Source organism: Xanthomonas arboricola pv. juglandis (genome assembly GCF_905367715.1).
Lineage (GTDB): Bacteria > Pseudomonadota > Gammaproteobacteria > Xanthomonadales > Xanthomonadaceae > Xanthomonas > Xanthomonas arboricola.
This window is the reverse complement of sequence record NZ_HG999362.1, coordinates 4,541,319-4,554,797: the sequence shown is the minus strand read 5'-3', so window position 1 is coordinate 4,554,797 and position 13,479 is coordinate 4,541,319. Positions and strand designations below refer to the sequence as shown.

At 67.0% G+C, this 13,479-nt stretch carries 15 protein-coding genes; 3 read left to right on the top strand and 12 right to left on the bottom strand.

Features of this window, described 5'->3' with window-relative positions:
- The first annotated feature begins 132 nt into the window (after positions 1-132).
- Both KHN93_RS19695 and KHN93_RS19690 read left to right on the top strand, forming a co-directional pair.
- On the top strand, positions 133-648 hold the full coding sequence (locus tag KHN93_RS19695; RefSeq protein ID WP_016902644.1) for an RNA polymerase sigma factor: 516 nt from the start codon (positions 133-135) through the stop codon (positions 646-648).
- Entirely contained in the window at positions 645-1,400 is a 756-nt protein-coding gene (locus tag KHN93_RS19690) for an anti-sigma factor family protein (RefSeq protein ID WP_024939690.1), read from the top strand. The genes KHN93_RS19695 and KHN93_RS19690 overlap by 4 nt, the downstream gene beginning before the upstream one ends.
- Positions 1,401-1,465: 65 nt before the next feature.
- Here the strand turns inward: KHN93_RS19690 and KHN93_RS19685 are convergent, their stop codons facing one another.
- The 7 genes from KHN93_RS19685 to KHN93_RS19655 all read right to left on the bottom strand — a co-directional run bounded on the left by KHN93_RS19685 (position 1,466) and on the right by KHN93_RS19655 (position 7,798).
- The gene (locus tag KHN93_RS19685) at positions 1,466-2,836 is read right to left on the bottom strand and encodes a leucyl aminopeptidase family protein (RefSeq protein ID WP_104555885.1); all 1,371 of its coding nucleotides are present in this window, start codon (positions 2,834-2,836) and stop codon (positions 1,466-1,468) included.
- A gap of 43 nt (positions 2,837-2,879) precedes the next feature.
- Positions 2,880-3,617 (bottom strand): HAD family hydrolase, encoded by a 738-nt coding sequence (locus KHN93_RS19680; protein WP_104555886.1) that lies wholly within the window; start codon positions 3,615-3,617, stop codon positions 2,880-2,882.
- Between the two features lie 100 nt (positions 3,618-3,717).
- Positions 3,718-4,824 (bottom strand): AI-2E family transporter, encoded by a 1,107-nt coding sequence (locus tag KHN93_RS19675; RefSeq protein ID WP_026064355.1) that lies wholly within the window; start codon positions 4,822-4,824, stop codon positions 3,718-3,720.
- Positions 4,825-5,008: 184 nt separating this feature from the next.
- Entirely contained in the window at positions 5,009-5,392 is a 384-nt protein-coding gene (locus tag KHN93_RS19670; RefSeq protein WP_016902649.1) for a hypothetical protein, read from the bottom strand.
- Entirely contained in the window at positions 5,389-5,877 is a 489-nt protein-coding gene (locus KHN93_RS19665; protein ID WP_211921161.1) for a phage holin family protein, read from the bottom strand. Before KHN93_RS19665 ends, KHN93_RS19670 begins: the two co-directional genes overlap by 4 nt.
- Positions 5,878-5,880: 3 nt before the next feature.
- Entirely contained in the window at positions 5,881-6,243 is a 363-nt protein-coding gene (locus KHN93_RS19660) for a hypothetical protein (protein WP_006450942.1), read from the bottom strand.
- A gap of 115 nt (positions 6,244-6,358) precedes the next feature.
- Entirely contained in the window at positions 6,359-7,798 is a 1,440-nt protein-coding gene (locus tag KHN93_RS19655; protein ID WP_047129988.1) for a Do family serine endopeptidase, read from the bottom strand.
- A 242-nt stretch (positions 7,799-8,040) separates the two neighbouring features.
- Between KHN93_RS19655 and KHN93_RS19650 the strand changes: the two genes are divergently transcribed.
- On the top strand, positions 8,041-8,859 hold the full coding sequence (locus KHN93_RS19650) for a histidine biosynthesis protein HisIE (RefSeq protein ID WP_211921159.1): 819 nt from the start codon (positions 8,041-8,043) through the stop codon (positions 8,857-8,859).
- 500 nt (positions 8,860-9,359) lie between these two features.
- Here KHN93_RS19650 and KHN93_RS19645 read toward each other — a convergent pair whose 3' ends face one another.
- The 5 genes from KHN93_RS19645 to KHN93_RS19625 form a co-directional block, all read right to left on the bottom strand.
- Positions 9,360-10,022, bottom strand: coding sequence for a DUF3313 domain-containing protein (locus tag KHN93_RS19645; protein WP_104613447.1), 663 nt, complete (start codon positions 10,020-10,022; stop codon positions 9,360-9,362).
- Positions 10,023-10,081: 59 nt separating this feature from the next.
- Positions 10,082-10,372 (bottom strand): hypothetical protein, encoded by a 291-nt coding sequence (locus tag KHN93_RS19640; RefSeq protein WP_047130141.1) that lies wholly within the window; start codon positions 10,370-10,372, stop codon positions 10,082-10,084.
- Between the two features lie 100 nt (positions 10,373-10,472).
- Positions 10,473-11,657 carry a sensor histidine kinase gene (locus KHN93_RS19635; protein ID WP_039521015.1) on the bottom strand — a complete coding sequence of 395 codons (1,185 nt, stop codon included), beginning with the start codon at positions 11,655-11,657 and terminating at the stop codon, positions 10,473-10,475.
- Positions 11,654-12,319 (bottom strand): response regulator transcription factor, encoded by a 666-nt coding sequence (locus tag KHN93_RS19630; RefSeq protein WP_016902656.1) that lies wholly within the window; start codon positions 12,317-12,319, stop codon positions 11,654-11,656. The genes KHN93_RS19635 and KHN93_RS19630 overlap by 4 nt, the downstream gene beginning before the upstream one ends.
- A 147-nt stretch (positions 12,320-12,466) precedes the next feature.
- Complete coding sequence (locus KHN93_RS19625; RefSeq protein ID WP_104560484.1) at positions 12,467-13,354, bottom strand: TIGR01777 family oxidoreductase; 888 nt, start codon at positions 13,352-13,354, stop codon at positions 12,467-12,469.
- Positions 13,355-13,479 lie beyond the last annotated feature (125 nt).

The window sequence follows — 13,479 nt, the reverse complement described above, 5'->3', positions numbered from 1 at the left end:
GTCGATGCAGTGAGACGACGTGCAGGCCGACTTATTCCCGTGATCGCCCAGGCGTTGTGGCACGCGCATCAATCGTGGGAATAGTCCACGCTCCAGCGCGTCTACTGTGTGATGCCACCACCAAACCTGCCGATGGATGCTCTGGACGATGACCAACTGCGTGCCGTGCTGCCGGCGCTGCGTCGCTTCGCGCGCTCGCTGAGCGGCGAGCCCGCCAGCGCCGACGACCTGGTGCAGGCCACGCTGGAGCGTGCGCTGCGGCGTTGGCGCACCCGCCATACCGCCGAGGCCCTGCAGCCGTGGCTGTTCGCCATCCTGTACCGGCAGTTTCTGGACGGGCAGCGCCGCGCCGCGCGCTGGCAGCGCGTGGTGGGCCTGTTCGCACCGCAGCAGCCCAGCCAGTCCGCATCGGCCGAGCAGGTGCACGACGGCCGCGCCATGCTGGCCAGCCTGGCGTTGCTGCCGCCGGAACAGCGCGCCTTGCTGCTCCTGGTCAGCGTGGAGGGTTTCAGTTACCGCGAGGTGGCCGACACCCTCGGCATCCCGATCGGCACGGTGATGTCGCGGCTGTCGCGCGCGCGCGAACGCCTGCGTGCATTGAACGAAGGCCACGTGCGCCACGCACCTGCATTGAGGATCCTGAAATGACCAGCACGCCGCCGCCTGACGAACACGCACTGCACGCCTATGTCGATGGCCGGCTGGAGCCGGCGCAACGCGCAGCGGTGGCCGCCTGGTTGCAGGCGCACCCGGCGCAGGCCGCGCGCGTGGCCGGCTGGAAACGCGATGCCGAAGCGCTGCGCGCCGCGCACGCCGGCCTGGAGCCAAAGATGGCCACGCTGGCGCTGACGCCTGCAGCGATTCGCCGTGGCCTGCAGCAACGCCGCCGGACCCTGGCGGCCATGGCCGCCAGTTGCGTGCTGGCGCTGGGCCTGGGCACCGGGCTGGGCTGGCAGTTGCGCGAGAGCCGGCTCGCCGTTCAGCGCGTGCCGATGGCCGATGCAGTGGCCGCCTACCGCCTGTTTGCCGATGCCGACGCGCATCCGGGCGTTGCGTTGGAGGTGCAGCGCCGTACGGAATTGGAGCCGTGGTTGCGCACGCATTTCGGCAATGCCGGTGTGGTGCCGGATCTGCGTGCGCAGGGCTATGTGCTGCGCGGCGGGCAGTTGCTTTCCACACCCGAAGGCGCGGCAGCGATGCTGGTCTACAGCGATGCCGACGGTGCGCGTATCGGCCTGTACCTGCGTCCACGCAGCGGGCCGATGCCCACCGGCGAACGGCGCGATGGCCGTCTACTGGCGCAGTACTGGGCCGAAGGCGAGACCGCGTTTGCGCTGGTCGGCCCGGCGACGCAGACGCGCATGCGCGCGATCGCGCCGTTGCTGCGCAGCCAGGGATGACCGGCGCGACTCAAGCTGCGTGCTGATGGCCCGCGCGCGCTGCGTGCGCTGCGTGCGCGGCGAGCTCAGCCGCCGTAGCGTTGCTGGAGCATCGCAAAGGCCGAGCGCAGCGCCAGCGCCTCGCCGCCCGCCGGGCGGCCGGGGCGGTCGCTGTCGTTCCAGGCGTACACGTCCAGATGCGCCCACAGCTGGCCCGGCGCGACAAAGCGCTCCAGGTACAGCGCGGCGGTGACCGCACCGGCCATGCGCGAGCCGGCGTTGGCCATGTCGGCGACGTGGCTGTTGAGGTAACGCAGATACGGGCGCCACAGCGGCATGCGCCAGACCGGGTCGCGGGTCTGCTCGCCGGCACGCAGCCAGGCCTGCGCCAGCGCATCGTCGTTGGCAAACAGCGCGGGCAGGTCCGGCCCCAAGGCGATGCGTGCGGCACCGGTCAGCGTTGCGAAATCCAGGATCAGATCGGGGCGCTGCTCGGTGGCGTAGCTCAGCGCATCGCACAGTACCAGGCGGCCTTCGGCATCGGTGTTGTCCACTTCCACCGTGACGCCGGCGCGGGTGGTGATGACTTCGCCCGGGCGGAACGCATCCGGGCCGACGGCGTTTTCCACCGCGGCAATCAACAGGGTCAGTCGCACCGGCAGCTGCTGCGCCATCACCAGGCCGGCCAGCGCCAAGGCATGCGCCGCGCCGCCCATATCCTTCTTCATGTTGCGCATGCCATCGGCCGGCTTCAGATCCAGCCCGCCGGTGTCAAAGCACACGCCCTTGCCAACCAGCACCAGATGCGGATGCGCCGCATCGCCCCATTGCAGCTGGATCAGCCGCGGCGCCCGGTGCGAGGCACGCCCGACCGCGTGGATGGTGGGGAAGTTCTGCGCCAGCAATTGCTCACCGACGATGGCATCGACCTGGGCGCCATGCGTTTGCGCCAGTGCGCGCGTGGCCTCTTCCAGATGCTGCGGGCCCATGTCCTCGGTCGGCGTGTTGACCCAGTCGCGCACGCGGATGCAGGCCTCGATCAAGGCACGTGTCTGCGGTGTCGGCGTGGCGGCCAGTTCGGCCGGTGCGCGCGGCACCTTGCGGTAGCGCGAGAAGCGGTACGCACCCAGGCCCCAGCCCAGGTGCAGCAGTGCCTGTTCGCTCTCGCTCAGCATGTTGGCCAGCGTCCAGCGGCTGGCCGGCGGCAGCGCCATCGGTGCATGCGCGTAGGCGTAGGCATCGGCGCGGTCGCCGATGCCCAGCACCGCGCCGGCCAGCCCCTGTTCGCCCGGCAACAACAGCACGCTGCCTGGCGCGGCATCGAACCGTTGCGCCTGTGCCCACGACAGCACGTGCGTGGGCTGCTCGGCGCACCAACGTGCAAAGCCTTCGCGGTCGAGCACATGCAGCGGCAAGGCTGCGGCGTTGGGATCGATGAAACCGGTGAGCTGCGACATGGAAATCCTCGGAGGCGGCGCCATGCGCCGAGCAAGAAGTGGCTCAGGCGGGAAGGCGGATGCCGGCGTGTGCGGGGTCGGGGTGCGGTTGCTGCGCGTCCAGCCAGTCGGCCAGCCCGGTCATGGAGTCGAACTCCAGATCCGGTTGCTGGGTCGGGTGCGACCACTGCGCTCCATCACGGTTGATCCAGCAGGCGCGCAGCCCGGCATCCAGCGCGCCCAGCACGTCCATGCGCACGTGGTCGCCCACATGTAGCACCTGCGCCGGCGGCACTTCCAGCCGCGCGCATGCGGCCAGGAAGATGCTCGGATCCGGCTTGGCGCTGCCGTGCTCGCGCGAGCCCAGCTGAAACGCGAAGTGATGCATCAGCCCGATGCGTTGCAGATCGGCATTGCCATTGCTGAGCGCGGCCACCGGCACATGCGCGGCGATACGCGCCAGCGCGTCCAGTGCATCCGGGTAGTACTCCACCTGGTTGCGCGCGGCATAGAAGACTTCGTACGCAGGCTCCAGCAAGGCCAGATCGCCGCCGCTCTCGCGCAGCGCCATTTCCAGCGTCAATCGCCGCAGCGCGCTGAGGTCATGATGCAGGTGCGGGTTGTCGGCAAAGCTGCGCTCGCGCAGTTCGCGCATCGCCTCCACCGGAAACCGCTCGGCGGTGACTGGGCTGTGCTCGCGCATCCAGTCGTACAACACCTGGTCGATCCGCGCCCCGATCGGCGCAAAGGGCCACAACGTATCGTCGAGGTCGAGGGTGATGGCGCTGATTTGGAAGCTCATCGCGAGATTGTAATGCCGGGAATGGGGAGTCGGGAATCGAGAATGGGTAGAGCGCAGCCACTGCTCTTGCGATTCCCGATTCCCAACTCCCGATTCCCGGCTACTCCAACAACCGCGCCCAACGCTGCATTCCCTCCACCCGGCTCAGCACCATCTTGATGCAGACCAGCAGCGGTACCGCCAGCAGCAGGCCGACCATGCCCCATAGCCAGCCGAACAGCATCAGCGCCAGGATCAGCATCAGCGGCGAGATCGCCATGCGGCGGCCGAGCACGATCGGGGTGACCACCTGGCCTTCGATGGTGTGCAGTGCCAGGTACAGGATCGCCGGTAGCATCGCCGACAAGGTAGTGCGGAATTCCACAAAGCCCATCAGCAGCATCAGCATCACGCCGATCAACGGGCCCACATACGGCGCGAAGTTGAGCAGCGCCACCACCGTGCCCCATAGCAGCGCTTCGGGCAGCGGAATCTTGAGCACGTAGAGAATGCCGGCGAAGACCAGCCCGACCAGCGTATTGATCACGCTGATGGTGAGCACGTAGCGCGAGACCTCGCGCTCGATGTCCAGCATGATTTCGGTGGTGAAGCGTTGCTGCTGTCGGTTGGGCAGCAAGGCGATCGCATGCCGTTGCAGGCTTTCGCCGTAGACCATGAAGAAGAACGTCAGCAGCACCACCGCAAGCACCGAGGCGGCCAGCTTCGGCGTGCGCACCAGCGCCTTGTAGGGGTCGTCCATCTGCGTGCGCACGATCTGCACGCTGCGCTGGCCATCGCCGCCGGCCGCGCGTGCAAAGTTTTCCGCGGCCTGGTTGGCCTGCATCACTGGCTTGGTGAAATCGCGCACGTCGCGTGCGATCTGGCGCATCTGCCGGGGCGCCTGCTGCACCCATTCGGCGGCCGGCCCGGCCAGCTGCGCGGCCAGTGTCACGGTACCGGCCAGGCCCAGGCACAACACCATCAAGGCGCCGAGGAAGCGCGGGATGTACAGCTTGCGCAGACCGCGCAGGATGGGGTTGCCGATCAAGGCAAAGAAGGCAGCCAGCATCACCGGCAGGATGATCGTCTGTGCAGCCCAAAGCGTATAACCAACCGCAAGCGTGGCCAGCACCACCAGCGAGACCGGCGCACGTGGGCGCGGCGCCGGTGGCGGCGGGAGCGAATCTGCCGCAACGGCAGCATCCATAGAATCGACGGGAAGAGTCATGCGCGCCCTGGCAGCAGACTGGCGTGCTGCCAGCGGTGGGCCATTATCAGCCGAACGCGTCAACGCAGCGCACAGAGGGTGTGCGCGTAACGTCAGTCCTTAACAGCACCAGTAGCAGGCTCTGCCGCGCATGGGGAGGCAAACACCCGCAGCGCGATCCCGAGCGATGCTCGGGAACCCGCCATTACGCAGCGCGATCAATCGGCGCCTGCACCACCGTCACCGGTGGATCGGCAGCGACCTCTTCGGCACTGTCTGCGGCACGTTCGGCCTGCTCGGAGGCTTCCTGCGCACGGTGTGCGGTGAACAGCGCAGAGATCGTGCTGATCATCTGCAGAATCTTCGGGATACCGCCGAGCTTGCTGGCGATGCTGCCCAATGCCGCCTGCGGTTCGTTGCGGCCGGTGACAAACCCCAGGCCGAAACCAACCACCATGATTCGCAGCGGAGACCACCCGGCACGCCAGGTGTCACGCAATTCTCCCCAATGCAGGCGTGTTTCCTGGGCGCGCCCTTCCACCAGGAATTCGGCGCGTTCCACGCGCTGACGCAAGGTGCCAAACTTCATGTGCGTGCTCCATTGGCAGCCGATGCGTTGGCATCGTCGTCGTCGCTGCTGTCATCGAAGATGCCCAGCTTGACCAGCTGACGACGTGTTGCATTCAGGCCGGTGTGGTCGAAGTAGAAGAACACCCGCCACGCCGCAATGCCGGTGACCAACAAGCTGGCCAGTGCGGTGAAAAACATCGCCTGGAACCACGACAGCCCGGCGCGTTGCAGCAGCGCGATGATCGCACCTGCCAGCAGCAACCACGACGACGCGCCGAAGACCACGGCAACGCATGCCCAGGCCAGTCCACGCCCGAAGGCACTGCGTGCAAGTTGCAAGTCGGCCGACACCAGCCGGCGCAACGCGCGGCTGGTGTCCTTGGCCGAGCCCAGCGTTGCGCGGCCAGCTGCGCCGACCGCACGTACGCTTTCGTCCAGTCCTGGCGTTTCCGGCCGCGCGTTGGACGCGTCGGAGGCGGCAGCTGTAGAGGCCTGGTCGCTCACGACTTAGTTGTCGTTGCTGCGTGCCAGCTTGGCAATGATCCAGCCGGTCGCAAACGCAACGCCGAACGCAGCCAGCGGGCGCTCACGAATCAGATCGGTCGCGCTTTCCAGCAGGTCGTTGCCCTTGCTGACCAGCACGTCGAGCTGTTCCTTGGCAGCGGCGCCGCCGAACTCTGCAGCAGCCATGCCGGCCAGTGCGGTATCGGAGAGCTCAGCCTTGACGTTGGCGCGACCGAGCTTGAGCTCATCGCCTGCAGCACTGGTGGCGCCTTTGACAGCCTCGCCTGCAGCGCTGGCGGCAGACTTCAGGTGGGTGCTGGCTTCGCTCAGATTTTCTTTCAGCTGGTCGGTATTGGTGGGGCTCATGTGATATCTCCTTCGGTCATTGATGGCAGCCGCGACAGCATGCGGGCGTGTTGCAGCAATAGCATCGCTGCGGTGTAGGAGGTGTTAGTGCACGCCGATGGCAGTGCACGCCACGTCAACGCATCAACGCGTCGTACTGCGCGTTGCCACGCAGGATGCGCACGACCAGTTGCTGCGGCTTACGCTGGAAATTGGCGCGCCAGCTGGCCAGATCGGCAAACTCGCCCACGCTGCTGGCCACGATCACATCGCCGCTGACCAGCCCATTGGCTGCAGCGCGACCGCCGCGTTTGACCTCGCTGACCATGACGCCGGTAATGCCGGACTGGCGCAGCGATTCGGGCAGATCCACGAAGGTGGCGCCGCCCAGGCGCGGGTCGAGCATGTCGCCGGTGACTGCGCGGTCCTGCTCCTTCAGTTTGGCGGTGAGCGTGAGCGGTTTGCCATCGCGGCGAATCTCCAGCCTGACCGCGCTACCGACCGCCTGCAGGCCTTCGTAGTTGTGCAGCGCCTCTGCGCTGTCCACGCGCTGGTCGTTGGCGGCCACCACCACATCGCCTGGCTGCACGCCTGCGGCGGCCGCAGCCGACCCTGGCAACACGCGCGTCACCAGCGCACCGCGCAATGAATCCACACCCAAGCCCTGCAGCATCTGCTGGGTGAGGTTCTGGGTTTCCAGCCCGAGCGTGCCACGCACCACCACGCCCTTGGTCACCAGTTGCTCCACCACATTGCGCGCCAGGTTGGACGGTATCGCCAGGCCCAGGCCGATATTGCCGGCCATGCTGCCCTGGGGATTGAAGCTGGCGGTATTGATGCCCACCAACTGGCCCTGCAGGTTGACCAGCGCACCACCGGAGTTGCCCGGATTGATCGAGGCATCGGTCTGGATGAAGTTCTGGTAGCCCAGCCCGCGAATACCGCTGCGGCCCACTGCCGAGACGATGCCGGAGGTCACCGTCTGGGTGAAGCCGAACGGGTTGCCGATCGCCACCACGAAGTCGCCCACGCGCAGCGCATTGCTGTCGGCCAGCTTGATGTCGGTGAGGTTGTCGGCCTTGATGCGGATCAGCGCGATATCGGTATCGGCATCGGAGCCGATGAAATCGGCCTTGACCGTGCGCCCGTCGCCAAGCGTCACCTGCACATCGTCGGCATTTTCGATGACGTGGTGATTGGTCAGCACATAGCCCTTTTGCGCATCGATGATCACGCCCGAACCCAGCGACTCGTTGATGCGGTCCTGCGGCACCTGCGGAAACAGTCGGCGCAGGATCGGGTCGTTGAAGAACGGGTTGCGCACGCGCACCACCTGCTTGGTATTGACGCTCACCACCGCCGGCATCGCCTGTTGCAGCATCGGCGCCAGCGACGGCACCGGTTGCCCGGCGACGGCGGCCGGCAACGCGGCGGCCGCGGGCAGGCTAAAGGTGGTGGCCGCGCCGGCCGGTGCGGCCTCGGCGCGGTTGTCCATCCAGGCATTGATGCCGGTGGCGGCAAATCCGCCGAAGGCAGCGGCCAGGGAAAGGGTTAGCAAGGTGGGCAGCGGGCGCATGCAACGAGTCCGGGTTACGCGGTGGAAGAGGAATAGGGCGTCTGACTGTGTAAATCAAGCTGAACGAGAGTGCCAGCGGGCAATTTAACGCCTGGTGAAAGCGCCGCCGAGCCCTTGCCGGCACTGCGTTGACAGTCGCTTGAGCCCGGCGTAGCGTCCGCTTGATCCGATGCCTGTTCAGCATACGCATGCCGCTGCGCATCGCCCGCGTTTTCAGCACTGATGCCCTTAAGGAGGGTTCTATGAGCAACGGCAATGGTGTGACGGCAACCCTGTCCGAGGCTGTCGATAGCGTCAAGAGCACTGCTACCGAACTGGGCGAGACCATCGCCAGCACCACCAGCGACGCGGTGGCCAGCGTGCAGGACGCGGCCGGCACGGCGGTGGCAGAGGTCAAGACCCGCGTCGCCAAGGCCCGCAAGGCCGTGGTCAAGGTCGAACAGCGCGTCGTCGAAAAGGCCGGCGATGCAGCCACCGCGGTCAAGCGCAGCGTGGCCAAGACCAAGCGCTCGCTGGTGTCGGGCAAGGAGGCCGCCAAGGACAAGTTGACCGCCACCAAGGACGCCGCCAAGCAGAAGCTCGCATCCACCAAGGATGCCGCCAAGCAGAAGCTGAGCAGCACCACCGATGCTGCCAAGAAGAAACTGGCCAACACCAAGGCCAGCGCCAAGCAGAAGCTGGAAACCGCCAAGGCCAATGCCAAGGCCGAAGCCGCAGCACTGAGTGCCAAGACCGCGGCCAAGAGCGCAGCGCGCAAGAGCGCGGTGGCCACGGTAGGCGCGCGTGCGGCAGCGAAGAAGGCTGCGGCCAAGGCGGCGCCGGTCAAGAAGCCGGTCGCCAAGACCATCGTCAAGCCCGCCGCCAAGAAGGCACCGGTGGCCAAACAGACCGCCACCAAACAGGCCGCAGTGAAAAAGGCCCCGCTCAAGAAGGCGGTAACCAAGACCACCCTGAAGAAGTCCGCCAAGGTCACCAAGACCCCGGCCACGCGCGCAGTGGCCAAGACCACCGCCGCCCGCAAGGCGGTGGGCAAAAAAGTGGCTAAGCGCGTGACGCGTTGATGCTGCAACACCAAGATGGCATTGCACGCTGACGACGCGTTGGCCGTGCAGACTGACAAAGGCCGGCGCTGTCTGTACAGCGCCGGCCTTTTCTGTGGTGTGACCGTTAACGAGGCGGGCGGTTGCTTGCTGCACTCATGTGATCGGGCGAGTGACTGGATCTGACATTTGAACCGGATGGGCATCTGTCCGCACCGCTCGCCAGATGTCGGACATCAAGCCACTCTCCTCACGGAGCGAGAAGGTACGACTTGCACGCCATGGGCGCGCGTGTTTTGGAGCGCCCGCGCTGCAAGCGTGGGGTGGGTTGGGGTGTGGAGCGGGATGGGGTGGGATAGGGGCGCCGGTGAAGCCCGCGTCTCGTTCCGCATTCGCGAGGCTTCGCCCGTACCCTCATCCGCCTCTGCGGGGCACCTTCTCCCGGTGGGAGAAGGAAACTGGAAGCCATCGCTTCCGCTAATCCGATTCCCAAATCCCAAATCCCGAATCCCAAATCCCAGCTACTCCATTCCCTTGACCAACTGCTCGGCGCCCTTGCGAATACCGGCCCTGGCCGCGTCGTAGGCGCCCAGGCTGGCCTTGATGTTCATTGCGCTCGGATACTGTTTTTCGACATAGGCGGCGAGCAGGCGGTTGCTCTGCGCGTCGAAGATTTCCACCGCGTAGCTGACCGAGCCGGAAAACGCGCCTTCCTTGCCGCGCGCGGCCTGCACCGCGTTATAGGAACCGCCGCCCAGATCCACCTTCATGAAGGTGCCCAGCACCCGCTTGCTGGGCTTGGCACCGGTCAGGCTGATGCGCACGCGCAAGGTGTCGCGATCGGCCACCGTCGCGCGCTGCCAACGCTGCCCGATCGCATTGCCGAACTCCTGTTGCATGTAATCGGCGAGCATGCGTTTGTCCTGCTCGGGCACGTCTTCGAATTGCGCGTCAGGACCGCGATAGATGCTGACCGGCTCGACCAGTGCGGCGCGGTAGCGCGTCCAATCCACCTCGCCCTGGTAGGCGTATGGCATGCGGTCGCCACGGCTGCCATCGTGCGGGCGCAGATAGCTTGAAGACGGCAGCTGGCTGTACGGCATCGGGCGCGTACTGGCACAACCGATCAGCGTCACGCCGACAACCAGCAGCGTGCAGCAGCGGACAAGGGAATGCGACGACATGGGCAGATACCTGGAGAGGAAGCAGATAGGGGCAAGCACGCGCGAGCGGGGCCGCGCGCTCAATGCATCAGATAGCTGGCCACCGCCAGCGCAAACACCACTGCGGCAGCAGTGAACAACACCCCGCTCTTGGCCCAGTGCTGCAGCCGGCGCGCCTGACGCGCGCTGCGGATATCCGGCAGTTCGCTCCAGATGTCGCGATTGCGCGTGCCGGTGCGGCCACAGCGAAAGTCCAGCAGCAGGACATCGGCGACAGGGGCAGGGGCAACGCTGTCGTTGGCAGCCGTATGCGGCGCCAGCAGCGCGATGGCGGCGGGGGAAAGCGGGGTGGAACGGATCGAGTGAAACATCACCATGCATCCTGGATGCGTGCGGTGAGTGCACTGTAGGCAGCGGGTGTTGGAAACTTATTGGGTTGGACGCTGGACGATCGCCGCACGCCGCCTGCGGTCAGCCAGTGCGGCGCACGCCCTCGCTGGCGAACACCACGCGCACGCACAGGCCGCGGCCCTCGTGGCCTTCGCAGGTTTCGATGCTGGCCTCGTGCAGGCGCGCGATGCCGGCCACCAGCGACAGCCCGATCCCGCTGCCCTGCACCTGGCTGCCGGCAACCCGGTAGAAGCGTTCGAAGATGGACGCGTGGGCACTCTCCGGCACGCCCGGGCCGTCATCGCTGACCTGCACGAACGGATGCAGGGCATCGGCGCGCAGGCAGTAGCCGCAACTCACTTCCACCATGCCGTGAGGCCGGCCATAGCGGATGGCGTTGTCGACCAGATTGCGGATCAGGATGCCCACCGCATCCACATCGCAGCGCAGCAGGCACGGCGATGCTTCCACCTGCAGATTGATGTGGCGGGCCTCGGCCTGCACGCTGAATTCGTCCAGCACATGCGAGATCAGCTCGCCCATGTCCACCTGCTGGTACGCCGCCGAACTGATGCCTGCATCCAGCCGCGCCAGATCCAGCAATTGCTCGGCCAGGCGATTGCTGCGGCGCGCGGTTTCCAGCAGCTGCTGCAGCGCCGCGTCCTTGGCCTCCAGCGTGGGTGCGCGCAGCGCGACCTCGGCGTAGGCATGCAGCGCAGACAGCGGGGTGCGCAGTTCGTGCGCGGCGTCTGCCACGAAATCGCGCTCGGCCTGCACGGTCTTCTCCACGCGGGCCAGCAGCGAATTGAAGGAGCCGATCAGCGGGCGAATCTCGTCCGGCACCTGCGCCAGCGGCACCGGCTCGGTTTCCAGCCCGGTGCGTTGCGCGATGGCGCTGGAAATGGCGCGCAGCGGTGCGAGCGAGGTGCGGACCGCCCACCACACCAGCACGCCCAATACCCCCAATTGCAAGGTGTTGAGCACCATCGCAATCAAGGTCTGCTTGAAGCTCATGCGCGAGGACACATTGCCGATCGGGGTGTGCGCATCGACCGCAGCCGGCGGCTCCGGTTGCGTATCGAAGCGGTGCTCCAGCGCGTCGGGCAGGGCGCTGATCAACTGGTCGCCGAACATGTTGAGCTCCTGCTCGAACACGCTGTGATGGCCCTGGGTGACCAAGGCGACCAGGATCCACACCGAGGTGGACCAGCTCAACAACACGATTGCGGCCAGCGCCGCCAGCATGCGCGCCTGCAGCGATTTCATTCCGGTGCCTTGCCGACCATGTAGCCCTGGCCATACACCGTGGAGATCAGCTCATCGCCCAGCTTGCGGCGCAGCTGGTGCACGTACACCGCAATCATGTTGCTGCCGCCTTCGGACGGGCCGCCGTAGACGCCTTCTTCCAGTTGATCCTTGGTGACCACGCGCCCGGCGCGTTCCATCAGCGCCAGCAGCAGGCGGTATTCGTGCGCGCTCAGCGCCACCCACTTGCCGTCGCGGGTGACCTTGCGGCTGCTCGGGTCCACGCAGACATCGCCCTGCGTGAGCAGCGGCACTACGCGGCCCTGGCTGCGCCGGGTGATGGCACGCAGCCGCGCCATCAGCTCGTCGAACTGGAACGGCTTGACCAGGTAGTCGTCGGCACCGGCATCCAGGCCGCGGATGCGGTCGGTGAGCTGGCCGCGCGCGGTCAGTGCGATCACCGGCGTGGCGTCGTAGTGGCCGCGCATGAAGCGGATCACCGTCAGCCCGGACTCGCCCGGCAGTCCGATATCCAGCAGTACCGCGGTGTAGCGGTGGTCCACCAGCACGGTCTTGGCGGCATTGGCGCTGCCGACGTGGTCGATGGTCCAGGACTGCTGGCGGACGCCATCGCAGATCGCGTTGGCCAGCATGGTGTCGTCTTCGACAAGCAGCAGGTGCATAGGGTTCCGCCGGGCCCAGGGCCAGTCCGAGATCGGCAGCACTGTCGGAGATGGTCGTTAGGCAAATATTAGTGCATGGCCCGCCCGGCCGTTACAGGCGGCCGGCAGCCCTGCCATTGCGCAAGGCCCAGGGCCCCCGCGCAGGCGCTAGCGCTGCAGGATGGCGCGCAATGCCGCTTCCAGGTGGACATACTGGAAGCGGAAGCCGGCATCCAGCGCGCGTTGCGGCAGCACGCGCTGGCTGACCAGCAGCAGCTCGGCCATCTCGCCGAAGCCCAGTCGCAGCAGGCCGGCCGGCAGCGCCAGCAGCGCCGGGCGATGCAGCACATGGGCCAGGGTGCGCGCGAACTCGGCATTGGTGACCGGGGTCGGCGCGGTGGCGTTGTAGGCGCCGGGCTGGCCGTGTTCCAGCAACCACACCAGCAAGGCCACCATGTCGGCGCGGTGGATCCAGCTCATCCAGTGGCGGCCATCGCCGAATGGGCCGCCGCCGCCGAAGCGGAACGCCGGCAGCATGCGCGCCAGGGCGCCGCCGTCGCGGTCGAGCACAATGCCGGTGCGCACCCAGCTCACGCGCGGGCCGAGTGCGCCGATCTTTGCCGCTTCGGCTTCCCAGTCGCGGCAAAGCTGTGCAGAGAAATCGTCGCCGGCGTGGTCCGCCTCGGTCAGGACGCTGTCGCCCCGCTCGCCGTAATAGCCCACCGCCGAGCCGGAAATCAGCACCGCCGGGCGCCGTTCGGCCGGCTGCTGCGCGATCCAGGCATGCAGCTGGCCGGTGATGCCCAGGCGCGATGCGCGGAAGCGCTGCTTGCGCGCATCGGTCCAGCGGCCGGCCGCCAGCGGCTCGCCCGCTAGATTGATGACCGCATCGGCCTGCACGCCATCCAGCGTGTCCACCACGGTCATGCCGGGCAGGCGACGCGTTGCGCGCCGCAGGTCGCGGGTCAGCACGCTGACCTGGTGCCCGGCCTGCACGAGTGCCGGACACAAGGCCTGGCCGATGAACCCGGTGCCGCCGGTGATGAGCAACTGCATGGGACATTCCTGCGCCGAATCGATGCGGCACGATAGGCCAGCGCTGCCTGCTGCAAAGTGAAGTCGCTGCTGCACGTGGGGCGAGGACCGCGCGTGGCACCAGGACGGCGGCCGCGGGGAGGGCG

Bases quoted from the DNA above. Each gene is read 5' to 3' on its own strand.
- KHN93_RS19685 (WP_104555885.1), bottom strand. From the start codon at position 2,836: ATGTCGCAGCTCACCGGTTTCATCGATCCCAACGCCGCAGCCTTGCCG.
- KHN93_RS19675 (WP_026064355.1), bottom strand. From the start codon at position 4,824: ATGACTCTTCCCGTCGATTCTATGGATGCTGCCGTTGCGGCAGATTCG.
- KHN93_RS19635 (WP_039521015.1), bottom strand. From the start codon at position 11,657: ATGAAATCGCTGCAGGCGCGCATGCTGGCGGCGCTGGCCGCAATCGTG.
- KHN93_RS19670 (WP_016902649.1), bottom strand. From the start codon at position 5,392: ATGAAGTTTGGCACCTTGCGTCAGCGCGTGGAACGCGCCGAATTCCTG.
- KHN93_RS19655 (WP_047129988.1), bottom strand. From the start codon at position 7,798: ATGCGCCCGCTGCCCACCTTGCTAACCCTTTCCCTGGCCGCTGCCTTC.
- KHN93_RS19650 (WP_211921159.1), top strand. From the start codon at position 8,041: ATGAGCAACGGCAATGGTGTGACGGCAACCCTGTCCGAGGCTGTCGAT.
- KHN93_RS19680 (WP_104555886.1), bottom strand. From the start codon at position 3,617: ATGAGCTTCCAAATCAGCGCCATCACCCTCGACCTCGACGATACGTTG.
- KHN93_RS19625 (WP_104560484.1), bottom strand. From the start codon at position 13,354: ATGCAGTTGCTCATCACCGGCGGCACCGGGTTCATCGGCCAGGCCTTG.
- KHN93_RS19695 (WP_016902644.1), top strand. From the start codon at position 133: ATGGATGCTCTGGACGATGACCAACTGCGTGCCGTGCTGCCGGCGCTG.
- KHN93_RS19640 (WP_047130141.1), bottom strand. From the start codon at position 10,372: ATGTTTCACTCGATCCGTTCCACCCCGCTTTCCCCCGCCGCCATCGCG.
- KHN93_RS19660 (WP_006450942.1), bottom strand. From the start codon at position 6,243: ATGAGCCCCACCAATACCGACCAGCTGAAAGAAAATCTGAGCGAAGCC.
- KHN93_RS19630 (WP_016902656.1), bottom strand. From the start codon at position 12,319: ATGCACCTGCTGCTTGTCGAAGACGACACCATGCTGGCCAACGCGATC.
- KHN93_RS19690 (WP_024939690.1), top strand. From the start codon at position 645: ATGACCAGCACGCCGCCGCCTGACGAACACGCACTGCACGCCTATGTC.
- KHN93_RS19645 (WP_104613447.1), bottom strand. From the start codon at position 10,022: ATGTCGTCGCATTCCCTTGTCCGCTGCTGCACGCTGCTGGTTGTCGGC.